This is a genomic window from uncultured Rossellomorea sp. (assembly GCF_947488365.1).
Taxonomy (GTDB): Bacteria; Bacillota; Bacilli; order Bacillales; family Bacillaceae_B; genus Rossellomorea.
The window spans coordinates 26,122-39,881 of record NZ_CANKZT010000005.1 but is presented as its reverse complement, the minus strand read 5'-3'; the positions used below and the strand labels follow the sequence as shown (position 1 = coordinate 39,881).

Genomic DNA, 13,760 nt, shown 5'->3' with positions numbered 1-13,760 from the left:
TTCCAAATTTTTTATATTCGTAATCAATACTAGTATTTCAAATTGTGTAATTTACCATTGATGGCTTTTAAAACCTTTATCTTGAAGAAAAAAGGGATAGTCGGTGAAGAGAATGGACTTACAATTAGAGTTAAAGCATTATCGGAATGACGTATTGGAGCTTACTCAGAGAGAAGCAGCCATTCGTTTAAATATCAATCAGAGTACGTTATCGAACTATGAAAATGGCACAAGGGACACCCCGTATAAAATGATCCTTACCTTTAAAGAAGTCTATATGATTCCTACCCATGAAATGAACCGGATTATGTATGGCGAGGAAAGTGGCGGTCTTGGTAATAGTCACAATCCCATGATTCTAAGAGAAAACTTCGAAGATGAAGAAAACAGGGAAATCCTGAAGATTCTTCAGGATTTCCCCAAATTCAAACGTACCCTATCCTCCCTCACCTACTTCACAGAGAAACGCAAAGAAAAATTCATCACCCAGGTCAATCACCTGTATCAGACGATGAAGGATTGGTAAAGCATTTCTAGAGGGACGGACCTCGAGAAACCCCGACTAGAATAATAAATATGAAGAGAACGGCATTTTATCTAAATTGTTCTATTAATGAAGGTCCGTCCCCAATAAAGACAACAAAAAGCGCTGAGATTCCCATCAAGGATTCTACAGCGCTTTTTGGTTTAAAGTATATCCAGTTTGTAATTCCTGTTTCAGCCAATCGATCATTTTGTCTGTATCCATATCGCCTTGCTGACCTTTGTCATAAGCTTTCTGGATAACAGAGAGAACGTATTGTTCCTTGCTCACGTTTCCTTTCAAAAAAGACAACCTCCTACTATATAAAACAGTTTCTATCACTTTATTACACTATTAGACGGAAGTTCAAACATCAATTACTAGTTATATTACCATATATATACAAGATTCTACAAAATATTTTTCGACACAGTTCAAAATAAATAGGTTATAAGACCTATTAAAACTTAGCATATATTTCCGATAAAATGTTGGTATGGGGAAAAATTAGCGTTCGTCAAAAAAAATATACATACGTTCGTTATTGTTTAGCAGCTTCAAGTCGGGAAAAGGGGGAAATTTAGAATGGCATTTTTAACGCCGGAAGAGGCAATGAGAAAGAAGAAAACACAGAAAGTAGTTACATACGTAAGTTTCGTTATTATTACGATTCTACTAATTGCAGGGACTACCTACTTAACTTATCAAGCATAAGCATACCAAAAGCGTCCATTCGACGCTTTTTTATTTTATTTCTCAATTCGTTCTACAATTTATGGAAAAGTTCGATGATTTTCGATAGAATAAGAGGTGGAATCTATTCAAGCTGGAGGACAACATTTTATGCATAGAGAAGTCAGACTATTCAGGGGTTTGAAACAGCCATCAATCTTCTTTTATCAACTTAATGAGATGGAGGAATTAAAAGGGTATAAGAAACGCGTCTCATTTCTCTTCTTATTATCCATTGTTATATTCGGTTTGATCTCGTCTTTCGGAATAGGAATGGACCCTTTGTCTAAAGAATTGACAAAGCTATCCCCAACTGTATTCGAGTTGGAGAAATTTTTATTTTTCTTAGGCAGGCTTATAGCCGGAATGCTTTATGCAGCCATCATCCTCTTTTTTTCATCATTAATTTTCTGGACCATTTCCAATGAGGGAGAATACCGTAAACTGGTTATCACTCAAGGTCTGGTCTTAATCATTTTATTATTAGAAAAACTCACCTATATACCATTATCCCTATTCTTTTCACTTGAATGGTACTCTTCACCACTCTCCTTAGGGGTAATTACTCAATATTTAACGTCAAAATCGTATGTGATCTATTTAATGGGAAGTTTCTCCCTTTTTAAAGTTTGGGTTTTCTACATTCAATACAAAGGAATTAAACAGTTGACCAATCAAAAAAACTGGATCATCTGGTTAGTGATTCTCTTAACCAATTTACTCTTGTGGTCTCTTAACGCACTACTCGCTTTCTTAAACATATCAACCTTAATTTAACTATCTAAAGGCTGTGAACATGATGAATAGAAAAACCATTTTTTATAGCACTTTAACACTCTCCCTCTTATTTGTTGGTGCGAATACATATCTCATTGAAAAAGCGAACAGCAAGGTCGACCGCGAAGTCCGGGTAGCCAATTGGGAAATCAGCGGAAAAGACGATCTGGTTAAAGAGCTTCCGAAACCGGGTGTCGTGACAGCTGAAGAAGAAAATTACATCTATTTTAACGACGAATTTGGCTCCTTCAAGAAATTCCTGGTTAAAGAGGGTGACCAGGTGAAATCCGGAACGCCACTTTATGAATACGAAGTAACGGATCAAACTCAGCAAAAAAGCGTTCTCGAGTCAGAAGTGGAACAATTGGAAGATGAGATTGATAGTATTGAAGACAACATCGATGATTTGGAAAGTCTGGAATCGTCCCTCCCTTCCACTTCAACAGACGATAAAGAAATTCCGATTGATGCAAGTGCGCTTCAGTCGGAGTACGATATAAAAAAAGAAATTACGGCTAAAGAATTAGAAATTGACCGTTTAGAAAATCAAATCGATAATCTTGAGCGCCAAATTTCTGATATTGAATCGTATGAAACAACGTTAACGGTTCAAAGCAGTGTGGACGGTACGATCAAGGAACTTTCACATGCGATAGATAACCCATTGATTACGATTGCCTCACAGTCCACCATCGTAACGACTGATCTTACGGAAAAAGAAATCGTAACCGTGGAAGAAAATATGAGCGCGATTGTTCAATCCGACATTGAGAAAAAGACTCAAAAAGGAATCGTGACCAAAGTGGCCACCCTCCCAAAAAATAATCCACACTTGCAAACGGACAGCATGTATCCTGTAGAAGTGAAACTTCAAGACGCTGAAAATAAGCTTCTTCCAGGTCATCATGTTTTCCTGTCGATCATCACGGAGGAAGTAAAAGGTGCATTTGTCGTGCCTGTTACTGCGATTGAAAAAGAAGGCTCTTCTACATTCATCTGGATTCTTACTAAAAAAGGAACCGTTGAACAGCGAAAAGTTGAAACAGGGCTCCAAGTAAATGGACAGCAACAAATCAAGTCAGGCGTAAAGGCCGGGGAATACTACATTGTTTATCCCGGTGACATTCCTGCTTTAGAAAATGGTACTCCTTTCATAACGGGGATTGACTGGAATCGGATCAGGTTGCGTGATTTGAAGAAAGTAGACCGACCGACGGTTTTAGAAAATCTGCTGGTTGGAATATTGGAGAGAAAATAAAGGGATTAGTCGCATTTGAAGCCGGAATGGTTTCGATGCGACTTTTTTGATGAATTCATGTCCATGAGGAAGATTCATTTTTCTATACATACTCCTTCTCAACCAACAAATACTATTGGTTAATCACTAATGAAAAGGAGCGCTCACCATGAAAACACTCAAACGCCTCATCATCCTCACACTCCTTCTTTCCCTCCTGGCATTTTCCTTCCCATCCACCTGCCTATTCGCAGCCCCACACCCACCCAAGAAAAACGTCATCCTCATGATCATGGACGGCACCAACTCCGACATCGTCACGTTGTCGCGTTGGTACCGAGGGACGGACCTTCAATTAGATCGCATTTTAACGGGTGGTGTCCGGACCTATTCTGCTCAGTCGGCGATTACAGATTCCGCAGCTGCCGGATCGGCTATGGCCACAGGAGTGAAAACAAAGGCTGATTATATCGGTATGAACCCTGATGGGCGTCCTGTTCTGACAGTGCTTGAAGCGGCCAAGCTCTCCGGCTACGCGACTGGCATCGTCTCCACCTCCCCTGTTCAGCATGCCACTCCGGCTGCCTTCACCTCCCATACCCATAATCGGGATGAATTTGGAGATATCGGAGAACAGCAGGTGTACCAGGATCTCGACGTTATCTTAGGTGGGGGTGCCGCCTGGCTGAAGCCAAAATCCAAAGACCACGTCAAGAACGATGACGGCATGCTTAAAACGAAAGAAGTCAGTCGTGAAGACGGAGAAAACTTAGTAAAGATCATCGGCTCAGCCGGTTACGATTTGGTTCTGAAGAGGGACGGACTTCTAAACAGGGCAGGATCGTCCAAACTGTGGGGGGCGTTTGCCGAAGAAGATATCGCCTATGAACTGGACCGAAAGACGTTGAAGCCTGATGAACCTTCCCTTGCGGAGATGACGGGGGCGGCAATCGACAGACTTTCTCATAGTGAGAAAGGTTTCTTCTTGATGGTCGAAGGCAGCAAGGTGGATTGGGCCGCTCATAAAAATGATCCTGTAGGGATGATCAGCGAGGTCTTGAGCTTTGACGACGCCGCCAGAGAAGCTTTGTCATTCGCCCGCGAGGACGGTAATACGATGGTGGTAGCCGTGACCGATCACGGCAATAGCGGACTGACCCTTGGCAATCAGGGGACGAATAAGAATTATAAAAGCCAGCCTGTCGAGAAGTTTGTGGAGCCATTGAAGAAAGCTGATCTTACCGTTAAAGGCGCTGTTTCTCAACTTAAGGAGGATCGTTCAAATTTAAAAGAGGTCCTTTCAAACTATGGGTTGGGGAAATTGAGTAAAAAAGAATTCTGTGCGATGGAGGATGCCTCTAAAAAAGTGGAAAATTTAGAGGATGAAATGGTGAAGCTGCTGGCGAAGCGGGCTAATCTTGGTTTTACCACACATGGCCATACTGGTGAAGATGTCTTTTTATATTCTTATGGGCCAGGGAAGCCTGTCGGTCTTATTGAAAATACGGATATTCCCAGAGCAATTTCTACGTATCTGGGATTTTCATTAACTTCCGGCGAATTTGCCTCCTGGTACGTGGATGCTGCGGAATATTATCGTGAAAGAGGTTTTGACGTGACGATCGAGGGACGGACCTCGAAAAATCCCGAGATGGTGGTGAAGCATGGGGATGAAGAGCTTCGTTTTCCTGAAAATAAGGATTTTTATTGGAGAAATGGTGAAAAAGTGAGGCTGAAAAGCGTAAATGTGTATGATGGGGAGACTTTTTTTGTGCATGTGGAGGAGTAAGGAGGGGATTTGGAAGGTTTTGAGTTGAATCTGGGGTTTTATTTTCAAATTGTGCCGGTTTGTTTTCAATTTTGGCGTTTTATTTTCAAATTCGGGGGTTTTATTTTCAAATTTCCGGAGTTATTTTCAAAAACACACTTTTTATTTTCAAATCGGCCTCCAACGACTGGTGTCAGGCAACTTTTTGTAGTTTTTTACTCAGTTTCAAATTTTATTATCGAGTTGGGACCACTATATTATCGACTTCTAAATTAGATTATCGAGTTCGGACCATATATTATCGACTTATAAATTATATTATCGACTTTGGATTATTTATTATCGACTTTCACGATTTATTATCGACTCGCCCTCCCAAGTCCCAAGCGTCCCACCCCCACTCCTGTCATCAAACCACACATACCAGTCACCACCCCCGACTCACTACACAATTCGACAAACTCCTACTCCCTCACCTCACCCTCTTCCACTACTTCCCCCGCCCCATGTTCCTTTTCCCCCTCCTTTTGCGTTATAATAAAAGAATGCGATTTTATAGATTGGAGAGGTTGGTTGATGTCGATTCGTATTCAGGAGTTGAAGGATAAGTTACTTCCCATGAGTCAGTCGATACAGGGTCAGCTGGACCCGAATCAGGATGAGAGCAAGAATGTCGTTTCGAAGGGGCTTCTTTTGTTTCGTCAGAATCTGGTTTCGAACGTAAAGGTCCGGGATGAAGAAGTGTCGGCCGAGGTGCAGGATGTGACGCCTGTGACCCTCGAGCTGAATTTTTCGTTTCCCCTTTTAAGCAAGTGCTCGTGTCCTCAAGGTAGTTGGTGCCGGCATCAAATGGCGACCTTTTTTATGCTATATAACAAGGTTGGACGTGTCAGTGAGTGGATTCAGAATTGGCGGAGTCAGTCCCAGCCTGCCAGTCAGGAAACCCGGTCTTTGGATGACTTATTGAAGAAACACAGCAGTACGGGTGCTCTCCGGAAAGCAAGCGATCTATTAAACGAACGGAAAACGCGGGGAAACACGCCTGAGGAATGGTGGCAATTCTTTGACTCTCTTCTGAAGCAGGAAGACTTGGAGTTACTTGAAAGACAGCCCTATTTGATGGATGTCCTCGTTCAAAATATTACGAAGCGATTCATGAAGGAAGCACCATTCGAACGGGAGTGGAAGCCGCTATATCAGCTTTTCGCTACCTTTTATTTGTCCATACATATCGATCTGTATTTACAAAAAAGGAATGTCGAGCTGAGCCGCGAGCAATACAGTATGTATGATTTTCTACTAGGCGAAATGGAAGACGCGGTTGAAAAACTTTCGATTCATGCAATGCCATTCAGCTTTGACCCGTACATTGCCTTTTTGAAAAAGCAGGCGATCGAGATGAGTGACTCTACAGAAAATAGTACGATGATGAAAGCCGAAGTGTACCGCTTCTTATGGTACTACTTATTCAAACAGAAGTCGTGGCGCCGTGAAGAGGTTGCTCGTTTAGAAGAAAGCAGCTGGCAGGACTCCACTTTTTACACCATCGCCATCCTCCATCAATATTTACTCCTCGAAGATTTGAACAAGGCGAGTGAAGTGGTGGATGAACTCGGTACCGAACTGGTCGCGTTCAGTGAATTCTGGCTGCGTAAATTTTTTGTCGGGAAGCGTTACGAAGTCGGTTTCTTCCTGGTACGCAATATTTTATCCAGGATGCCAGATCACTTGGAAACCCTCGATTATTATGAAGCGACCCGATTCGTTCGCTGGTTTGTGCGGATCCTGCCGATGGATTGGCTGATGGAAAAGGACAGTTCCCTTGTGAATGAACTCCTTCTATCCATGCTTCCGTACAGCTTCTTCTCGTACAATGAGTACCTCATTAGCGCGAAGGCTTATCGTGAATGGGTCGAACTGCAAAAATACATGAGCTACAGCATTCAGGAAATGGAAGGCATGGGACTCCGCGATGTGACGAAGGAAGCACCTGAACTCGCACTGCCCATCTATTATTCAGGGGTCATGGATGCAATTGATCAGAAGAATCGAGACAGCTATAAGCAGGCGGTCCGCTATATGAAGAAGATCCGGACGATTTATAAAAAAACGAAGAAAACCGAAAAATGGGATGTGTATCTCACCTATGTTTTAGATAAATACAAGCGATTACGTGCGTTCCAAGAAGAGTGCAGAAAGGGTAAGTTAATCGATGCTTAAACTGTCTTCCGTAAAGATTAACGTCAACACAACTGAATATGAAGACCGTTTCTTCATCACAGCCGTAAACGAAGAAGGAGAGCTTCTGGCTCCAAAGGAATGGAAGAGTCAGCTGTTTCTTTGGCATGAAGAGAGTTTCTACGGGACTCTTCTCGAGGATTCCACAAATGGGGTTGCCGTGACTCAGTGGCAGCTTCTTACGTTGCTTGCCGGTGAGCATTTCAGCAGCATGATCCAATGGGACTGGGACGAAACCGGGCAGGCGTGTATTGCGATTGCTCCTGTGATTTACGAGGCAGTGGAAGCCGGTCGCTGGCTGCCCCGCTTCGAGGAATGGCAGGAAAAAGGACTGCAGTTTCATATCCCCGATGAGGTCTGGTCGAATTTTAATGATGAGTTCTGGAAGGAAGAGCTTCCTGATGGAGGTCCGTCCCTCAAAAATCTCACCGAAACTTGGTTTCAAGGTGCGTTGAACGAGGCGATGGCTTCTGGCGGGTCGAGTGCGATGAAGCGGATTCAGAAGCTGAAGGAAAGCACGCTTACGTCTGAAGAGCTGGATGCGTATTTTGATGAGAAACGTTGGAGTGAATGGATTGCCGGTGAGGATGAAGAACTTCCGTTTTCGATCGGTCTGAGGATCTCTGAGCCTCTTGATGAGGATGAGTCCTGGCAGCTTGAGACGATTTTAAGAGACCGCAAGAAAACGAATCGCGTCATTTCACTGGCTGAAGACACAGTCCCTCCTTCCTGGAAAAAGCATCTGCCTGATGTATCCGAAGAACAGGAACGGTGGATGAAGATGATGCCGATTCTCCGCGATACGGACGGTTCATTACGAACAGCTCTTGGTGAGCACGATGCTTGGGATTTCCTATCCGTGCTAAGTGAGAAGCTCATCGACCTGGACATTGAAATCCTCCTTCCGTCCTGGTGGGAAGCGATGAAGGATGCTCAGGTGCTGGTAAAAGCAAAGCTGAAGAACACAGACACAAGCTATCGTAAATCCTTCGTTGGCCTCAATGCCATGCTTGATTTCGACTGGCGATTATCCATGAACGGAGTCAATCTGTCAGAGGATGACTTTAATCAGCTTGTCGATAATCAGCGCCGCTTGGTGAAGATTCGCGGTCAGTGGATGAAGCTTGATCCCGCTATGATTAGAAGGATTCAGCAAATGATGACGAAAGCGAAGCAAGAAGGGATTTCGATCCAGGATATGCTGGAGCAGGAACTTGTTCCCCGCGATTCGGATGAATCGGACCTGGAGCCAGATGATGACGAGCATGATCCCTTTAAATACGCCAGAATTCAGCTTGAACTCAATCGGTCAATGAAAAAGATGGTTCACCAACTGACGAATGTGTCATCGATTCCTTTAACGGAAACACCTGACGCGTTTATCGGCGAGCTCCGTCCTTACCAGCAGCTTGGAATGAGCTGGATGCTCTTTTTACGAAAATTCGGCTTTGGCGCTTGTCTTGCTGATGACATGGGACTCGGAAAAACCGTACAGCTGATCACGTATTTGCAGCATGTAAAAGAAACCGAGAATCCGGATACCCCTTCCCTGATCGTTGCCCCTACCTCCGTTCTCGGAAACTGGCAGCGGGAGTTGGAGAAATTTGCTCCTGATTTGAAGGTCCACCTTCATTATGGACCGAACCGGGCGAAAGGCGAACAATTTGCAGCGGAGATTAAAGGAGTAGATGTGGTTCTTACTTCTTACGGCTTGTCCCACATCGACTTTGAAGAACTATCGGAAGTCGTCTGGACATCGATTTCTCTCGACGAAGCACAAAATATCAAGAATGCCAATACGAAACAATCCAGGGCGATCCGTAAACTCAGCGGTAAGCATCATATCGCGCTCACCGGGACCCCCATGGAAAACCGATTATCGGAGCTGTGGTCCATCTTTGATTTCCTTAACCACGGGTACCTCGGTGGTTTCACGCAGTATCAGAAAAACTATATTGCTCCCATTGAAAAGGATGAATCCGAAGAAAAAGTCAAAGAGCTTCAGGCAAAAATCAAGCCGTTCTTATTGCGTCGTACGAAGAAAGATCCTGAGGTGGAATTAAACCTGCCTGAAAAACTGGAACAGAAAGAATATTGTCACCTGACCGCTGAGCAGGCAGCACTCTATGAGCAGCTGGTAAAAGACACTCTTGCTAAAATTGAAACATTGAGTGGATTTGAGCGCAAAGGATTAATCCTGCAAATGCTTAACCAGCTGAAGCAGTTATGTAACCACCCTGCGCTCTACTTAAAGGAACCGGATCCTAAATCGATTCTCTCCCGCTCTGAAAAAATGCAGAAGCTGAAGGATATCGTGGAAACTGCACTGGAATCCGGTGAAGCATGCCTGATCTTCACGCAATATATTTCAATGGGCGAAATGATCCAGGAAGTGGTGAAAGAAGAATTCAACGTTGATGTCCCATTCCTGAACGGCAGCATGGCAAAAGGAAAACGGGATGAACTCGTGGAGAAATTCCAAAATGGTGAATTCCCAGTATTCCTGCTTTCATTGAAAGCCGGCGGAACCGGATTGAACCTGACCGCAGCCAACCACGTCGTCCACTACGACCGCTGGTGGAATCCGGCGGTAGAAAACCAGGCAACCGACCGTGCCTATCGAATCGGACAGCAACGATTCGTTCATGTTCATAAACTTGTCTCTTCAGGGACACTTGAAGAAAAAATCGATGCCATGCTAATGAAAAAACAGGCATTGAATGATGAAATTATCCGCAGTGATCAGTGGGTTACGGAATTGTCTAATCAGGATCTGGAGTCATTGTTGGTGTTGGAATAGTTGTAGGTGACCTCTTTCCTTTTGTGGGAAAGGGGTTTTTTGGTAGGTGTGGCATGTGAAATTGAGTGAGCTGGCGTTTTAATAGTAGCTAATGGAGTTATTTTAAAAGGGTTTTGACAAATTAGGGTTTGGTGTGATGTTTTTTTGGTCTTTTTTACAAATATAATTGTAAAAAATGCGTTTTTTGTATACAGATTCGTTTTGTTGTGCCGCTTCCGAGCAAACTTGTGCCGCTTTTGGACTTTGCTGTGCCACTTTCCACAAAACACGTGCCAAAATGTGAACAACTAGAATCATTATCGTCCACCACAAGCGAAGGTCTAATACAATCGCTCTTTACTAAAGAAAAAAACGCCGGCTCCCAATAGGAAACCGACTCAATATGAAGACATTAAGGGGAACGACTACTTTCTTACTCACTGCTACACATGTATATTTCTAATGAGGTAGGTTTGAGGTATGTTGCGATGACCATTGGCATTTGAGACAGCTGCTTATTAGGTTGGTTGGATTATTCGTATGGAAAGAATTCTCGATGAGGGTGTTTTACTTATGATGAGGTTTTCAAAACTGGATTCGGGTACTCGTATCCTTGTTCAAGGGCAGTCACCCGTTGAGATAGATAGAAATTTTCGACGTTCGCTCTTGCTACTTTTTTGATAAGGTCTTCTGTTAACTTTTCCATTCTATCGATTCTTTGTTCAAGATCTTGCGGTGTGGCCACAACTCCATCTCCCTTAAAAAAAATATTAGAACGGTAATTCGATTGGCTCTTTCTTGCTTGGCTCTGAAGCATTTACAGGCTCTCGCTTACTGTCCATAAATCTGACATTTTCAGCGACGACTTCCGTTACATACGTACGCTTTCCCTGATCATTCTCATAATGACGGGTCTGTATGCGACCGGTCACTCCAACGACAGATCCCTTTCGGCAGTATTTCTCCATATTGTCTGCAGCCCGGTTCCAAACGGTACAAAGCACAAAGTCTGTATCAATTTGACCTTTTTGATTCTTGTAGTTACGATTCACAGCTATTGTAGCGTTAAGTATCGATTTTCCTTCCAATGTCTTTCTTGCTTCAGGATCTTTGGTCAGCCTTCCAACGATGGTCACTTGGTTGATCAATAGGATTCTTTCCTCCTTTCTCTTAAGGTGTTTTCATCTTACAACCATCCCTCTAATCTTGTAAAATCGTGAATTTCCGAAATTCGAGGCGAAAATGGTTTGAATTTCCGAAATTCCCCTAGGGAGATTTTCTGTTTTTTACTCAAAAGCGGGGTCAAAATCACAAAATTGCATCTTTCGTTCTTTTTTTCATTGAGGAATTTATTAGGGAAACAATTCCTACTATGATATAATTTTATAAAACCTTTAAATGGGAGATGTTCGTTCATGAAAACCTTTAAAGTTATTTCACTTCAAGTAGTGGAAAACGATGAACTGCGTGACTTTGAAATTGTGGACGGTCTGATTATAAATAAAGAAGATGGACAGAGTACGTGGCTCGTCGAAACATATTTGTCGAATGAATATATTGAATTCTTTCAAGAGGCTCAACAAAGGAAGGAAGATTTGGAAATCCAAGTCGTCATTTCTCATAAAGCCAATGACCCGGCTGCTTTCATGACATCCATCCGTTGTATTAAAGAGATGGATGACCATATTAGCATTATGTTTGAGGGGAAATTGAAGAAACAGCGCAACGAATATGCTGAATTACTGTTAGACGACTTAGTTCAAAAAGGATACTCAGGAGAAGAACTTATTCGCGAATTCCGTGAGAAAATGGTATCGAAACCGCGTATTCCGGCCACTGCTAAACCTAGTGTTTAATTATACGAAATTATGTAATATCCATGTGAATTTATATGATATAATGAAATTAATTTTGTGACTTCAGTTATGAAGTTCTTAGGTAGGTGTCCCTTGTGATCGGAGAAAGAGTAAAGAAATACCGACAAGAAAAAAGAATGTCCATGACAGAGCTTGCTGAAAAAGCCGGTGTCGCTAAGTCATATTTAAGCTCAATAGAACGCAACCTTCAACAAAATCCATCTATCCAATTTCTTGAAAAAGTGTCAGCTGCTTTAGGAATTCCGATGGATGCTCTATTACATGATCAATCAGAAAATCAGAATATCGACCATGAGTGGCTCAAAATTGCGGAAGAAGCTATGGATTCCGGTATTACAAAAGAGCAGTTCCGTGAGTTCATTGAATTTAACAAATGGAAATTAGGTAATAAATAAAGTCTTGCGATCGGCTCGCAAGACTTTATTTATATTAAATCACTTTGTACTCGGCTTTCATTTCCTGGGATTGATTATGAAGAAATTCTCTGATTTCTTTTTTAGAAATTCCGGCGTCCAGTGCTTGTTTGATAAGTTCCATCCATTCAAGATCAAGTTCACGATTTGTCAATATAAATACCCTCCCAAAATACATGTATGTATTCCAGGCAATCCAGCCATCATAGTTCTCAAATAACCACACCTTCTACATTCATATATTCAACATGTTTGTGAAGATATGCCTACTCTATAACCTTAGATCTGTGACTTTGCGTCCTCATCTTTCAATAAGTTTGCCTTTATCTGACTCTTCCCTTCGAACTACTTCGATTATACTAATAAAAGTTCCTTTCATTTGTTGTTTTTTGTCAATTCCGTCAATTTAATTTACACTTTTTTCCTACACTTTAACCCATATTCTGACAATATCAAAATATTAAGCATCTTTTTATTAGAATATCTTGTTAGTATTTGTCGTAAAACTACGAATACATGCTATTTTTATAGCTTTCCAGCTTTTTTCTTAAAGGGAGGACTTTTTCATTAATACTTTGGTAATTACTAGGATTATAGAACGCATGGTTAGATAAGTCAAATCCGCATGTGGGGCAGATCCATTCGCCCGATTCAGTACTACTGTAGGATGGTCTGGTGCAGCGGTTGCAGGTTTTTTTGTACATAACATCACCTCTTATTAATATGTCTCTTTCTTTTTTCGTATAAATCTATTTAGAAATATTAAAAGTAACCCTGCAGTAATAAAGGAAATCCCTAAAAATAGTAATTTATACATATCGGTCGCAGTATTTGGTAAATTCAATCCCTGTGATGGTAGTGGTTTTGAAGGAAATGTGCTTTTATCTGATTCTGACCTATCAATAATTGGTGTGGTAGAATCAGTATCTTCTGAAGGCTGTGGGGCTAAATTGGATTCTGCCGATATAATGATCTCAAATAGTGCTGAAGTATTTTGATACTCGTTCCCCAGTTCATAGGGAATCATAATTGAAAACATTAAATCTTTCCTTTCACCTTTTTTCAATAATTTCGGTGAAAATCCGTTGAAATTTTTTAGTTTATCATCAAATAGTAAATTTGATGAACTATCCGTATAAACCATTAAATCTAATTCATTAAAAAGCTTCTTATCAGGTTGCTTACTGTTTACTTGAAAAGTATAGCTTATGTCTTCAGTTCCTCCATTTTTAATCGTTAACGTTTTTTCCGTCCAATCCCCAGGTTTCATATTATCTATTTTAAAAAGAAATACTTCATCAGGGATAACTATCAGATCTATTTGGTTCGCTGTAGCCTTTTGTATATTCACTAATCCTGAATAAATGAAAACTACAGTAAATAAAATGATTAGTTTTTTTGAATTCATATTTTCAT

The 13,760-nt window shown here is 41.7% G+C and carries 15 protein-coding genes and 1 riboswitch; of the genes, 9 read left to right on the top strand and 6 right to left on the bottom strand.

Annotated elements, in window-relative coordinates:
• Nucleotides 1-112 precede the first annotated feature (112 nt).
• The gene (locus Q1B03_RS17145) at nucleotides 113-526 is read left to right on the top strand and encodes a helix-turn-helix transcriptional regulator (protein ID WP_299744177.1); all 414 of its coding nucleotides are present in this window, start codon (nucleotides 113-115) and stop codon (nucleotides 524-526) included.
• 144 nt (nucleotides 527-670) lie between these two features.
• Here Q1B03_RS17145 and Q1B03_RS17140 read toward each other — a convergent pair whose 3' ends face one another.
• Nucleotides 671-826 (bottom strand): hypothetical protein, encoded by a 156-nt coding sequence (locus Q1B03_RS17140; RefSeq protein ID WP_299744175.1) that lies wholly within the window; start codon nucleotides 824-826, stop codon nucleotides 671-673.
• A 282-nt stretch (nucleotides 827-1,108) separates the two neighbouring features.
• On the opposite strand from Q1B03_RS17140, the gene Q1B03_RS17135 reads away from it, so the two are divergent.
• The 6 genes from Q1B03_RS17135 to Q1B03_RS17110 all read left to right on the top strand — a co-directional run bounded on the left by Q1B03_RS17135 (nucleotide 1,109) and on the right by Q1B03_RS17110 (nucleotide 10,075).
• Complete coding sequence (locus Q1B03_RS17135; RefSeq protein WP_299744173.1) at nucleotides 1,109-1,237, top strand: hypothetical protein; 129 nt, start codon at nucleotides 1,109-1,111, stop codon at nucleotides 1,235-1,237.
• Nucleotides 1,238-1,366: 129 nt separating this feature from the next.
• On the top strand, nucleotides 1,367-2,032 hold the full coding sequence (locus Q1B03_RS17130) for a hypothetical protein (RefSeq protein WP_299744171.1): 666 nt from the start codon (nucleotides 1,367-1,369) through the stop codon (nucleotides 2,030-2,032).
• Between the two features lie 19 nt (nucleotides 2,033-2,051).
• Nucleotides 2,052-3,290 carry an efflux RND transporter periplasmic adaptor subunit gene (locus Q1B03_RS17125; protein ID WP_299744169.1) on the top strand — a complete coding sequence of 413 codons (1,239 nt, stop codon included), beginning with the start codon at nucleotides 2,052-2,054 and terminating at the stop codon, nucleotides 3,288-3,290.
• Nucleotides 3,291-3,438: 148 nt separating this feature from the next.
• Nucleotides 3,439-5,058, top strand: a complete 1,620-nt coding sequence (locus Q1B03_RS17120) for an alkaline phosphatase (RefSeq protein ID WP_299744167.1) — start codon at nucleotides 3,439-3,441, stop codon at nucleotides 5,056-5,058.
• 555 nt (nucleotides 5,059-5,613) lie between these two features.
• Nucleotides 5,614-7,257: an SWIM zinc finger domain-containing protein gene (locus tag Q1B03_RS17115; RefSeq protein WP_299744165.1), complete on the top strand. Its 1,644-nt coding sequence runs from the start codon at nucleotides 5,614-5,616 to the stop codon at nucleotides 7,255-7,257.
• The gene (locus tag Q1B03_RS17110; RefSeq protein WP_299744163.1) at nucleotides 7,250-10,075 is read left to right on the top strand and encodes a DEAD/DEAH box helicase; all 2,826 of its coding nucleotides are present in this window, start codon (nucleotides 7,250-7,252) and stop codon (nucleotides 10,073-10,075) included. Before Q1B03_RS17115 ends, Q1B03_RS17110 begins: the two co-directional genes overlap by 8 nt.
• Before the next feature lie 102 nt (nucleotides 10,076-10,177).
• Here the strand turns inward: Q1B03_RS17110 and Q1B03_RS17105 are convergent, their stop codons facing one another.
• From Q1B03_RS17105 to ssb, 3 genes are all read right to left on the bottom strand, one after another.
• Entirely contained in the window at nucleotides 10,178-10,372 is a 195-nt protein-coding gene (locus Q1B03_RS17105; RefSeq protein ID WP_299744161.1) for a hypothetical protein, read from the bottom strand.
• 253 nt (nucleotides 10,373-10,625) lie between these two features.
• Entirely contained in the window at nucleotides 10,626-10,799 is a 174-nt protein-coding gene (locus Q1B03_RS17100; protein WP_299744159.1) for a hypothetical protein, read from the bottom strand.
• 25 nt (nucleotides 10,800-10,824) lie between these two features.
• A complete protein-coding gene (gene ssb, locus Q1B03_RS17095) occupies nucleotides 10,825-11,202 on the bottom strand; it encodes a single-stranded DNA-binding protein (protein ID WP_299744157.1) in 378 nt (125 codons plus the stop codon).
• A 267-nt stretch (nucleotides 11,203-11,469) separates the two neighbouring features.
• On the opposite strand from ssb, the gene Q1B03_RS17090 reads away from it, so the two are divergent.
• Together Q1B03_RS17090 and Q1B03_RS17085 are read left to right on the top strand one after the other, a co-directional pair.
• Nucleotides 11,470-11,910, top strand: a complete 441-nt coding sequence (locus Q1B03_RS17090) for a YwpF-like family protein (protein ID WP_299744155.1) — start codon at nucleotides 11,470-11,472, stop codon at nucleotides 11,908-11,910.
• Between the two features lie 95 nt (nucleotides 11,911-12,005).
• The gene (locus Q1B03_RS17085) at nucleotides 12,006-12,326 is read left to right on the top strand and encodes a helix-turn-helix domain-containing protein (protein ID WP_299744153.1); all 321 of its coding nucleotides are present in this window, start codon (nucleotides 12,006-12,008) and stop codon (nucleotides 12,324-12,326) included.
• A gap of 34 nt (nucleotides 12,327-12,360) precedes the next feature.
• Here the strand turns inward: Q1B03_RS17085 and Q1B03_RS17080 are convergent, their stop codons facing one another.
• Nucleotides 12,361-12,498, bottom strand: coding sequence for an anti-repressor SinI family protein (locus tag Q1B03_RS17080; protein ID WP_299744151.1), 138 nt, complete (start codon nucleotides 12,496-12,498; stop codon nucleotides 12,361-12,363).
• Nucleotides 12,499-12,531: 33 nt separating this feature from the next.
• A riboswitch (cyclic di-GMP riboswitch) is annotated at nucleotides 12,532-12,676 on the bottom strand.
• 386 nt (nucleotides 12,677-13,062) lie between these two features.
• Nucleotides 13,063-13,752, bottom strand: a complete 690-nt coding sequence (locus tag Q1B03_RS17075; protein ID WP_299744149.1) for a TasA family protein — start codon at nucleotides 13,750-13,752, stop codon at nucleotides 13,063-13,065.
• Between the last annotated feature and the right edge of the window lie 8 nt (nucleotides 13,753-13,760).

Coding starts and splice junctions, on each gene's coding strand:
- Q1B03_RS17120 (WP_299744167.1), top strand. CDS start 3,439: ATGAAAACACTCAAACGCCTCATCATCCTCACACTCCTTCTTTCCCTC.
- Q1B03_RS17075 (WP_299744149.1), bottom strand. CDS start 13,752: ATGAATTCAAAAAAACTAATCATTTTATTTACTGTAGTTTTCATTTAT.
- Q1B03_RS17130 (WP_299744171.1), top strand. CDS start 1,367: ATGCATAGAGAAGTCAGACTATTCAGGGGTTTGAAACAGCCATCAATC.
- Q1B03_RS17125 (WP_299744169.1), top strand. CDS start 2,052: ATGATGAATAGAAAAACCATTTTTTATAGCACTTTAACACTCTCCCTC.
- Q1B03_RS17115 (WP_299744165.1), top strand. CDS start 5,614: ATGTCGATTCGTATTCAGGAGTTGAAGGATAAGTTACTTCCCATGAGT.
- Q1B03_RS17110 (WP_299744163.1), top strand. CDS start 7,250: ATGCTTAAACTGTCTTCCGTAAAGATTAACGTCAACACAACTGAATAT.
- Q1B03_RS17090 (WP_299744155.1), top strand. CDS start 11,470: ATGAAAACCTTTAAAGTTATTTCACTTCAAGTAGTGGAAAACGATGAA.
- Q1B03_RS17135 (WP_299744173.1), top strand. CDS start 1,109: ATGGCATTTTTAACGCCGGAAGAGGCAATGAGAAAGAAGAAAACACAG.
- Q1B03_RS17105 (WP_299744161.1), bottom strand. CDS start 10,372: ATGATTCTAGTTGTTCACATTTTGGCACGTGTTTTGTGGAAAGTGGCA.
- Q1B03_RS17145 (WP_299744177.1), top strand. CDS start 113: ATGGACTTACAATTAGAGTTAAAGCATTATCGGAATGACGTATTGGAG.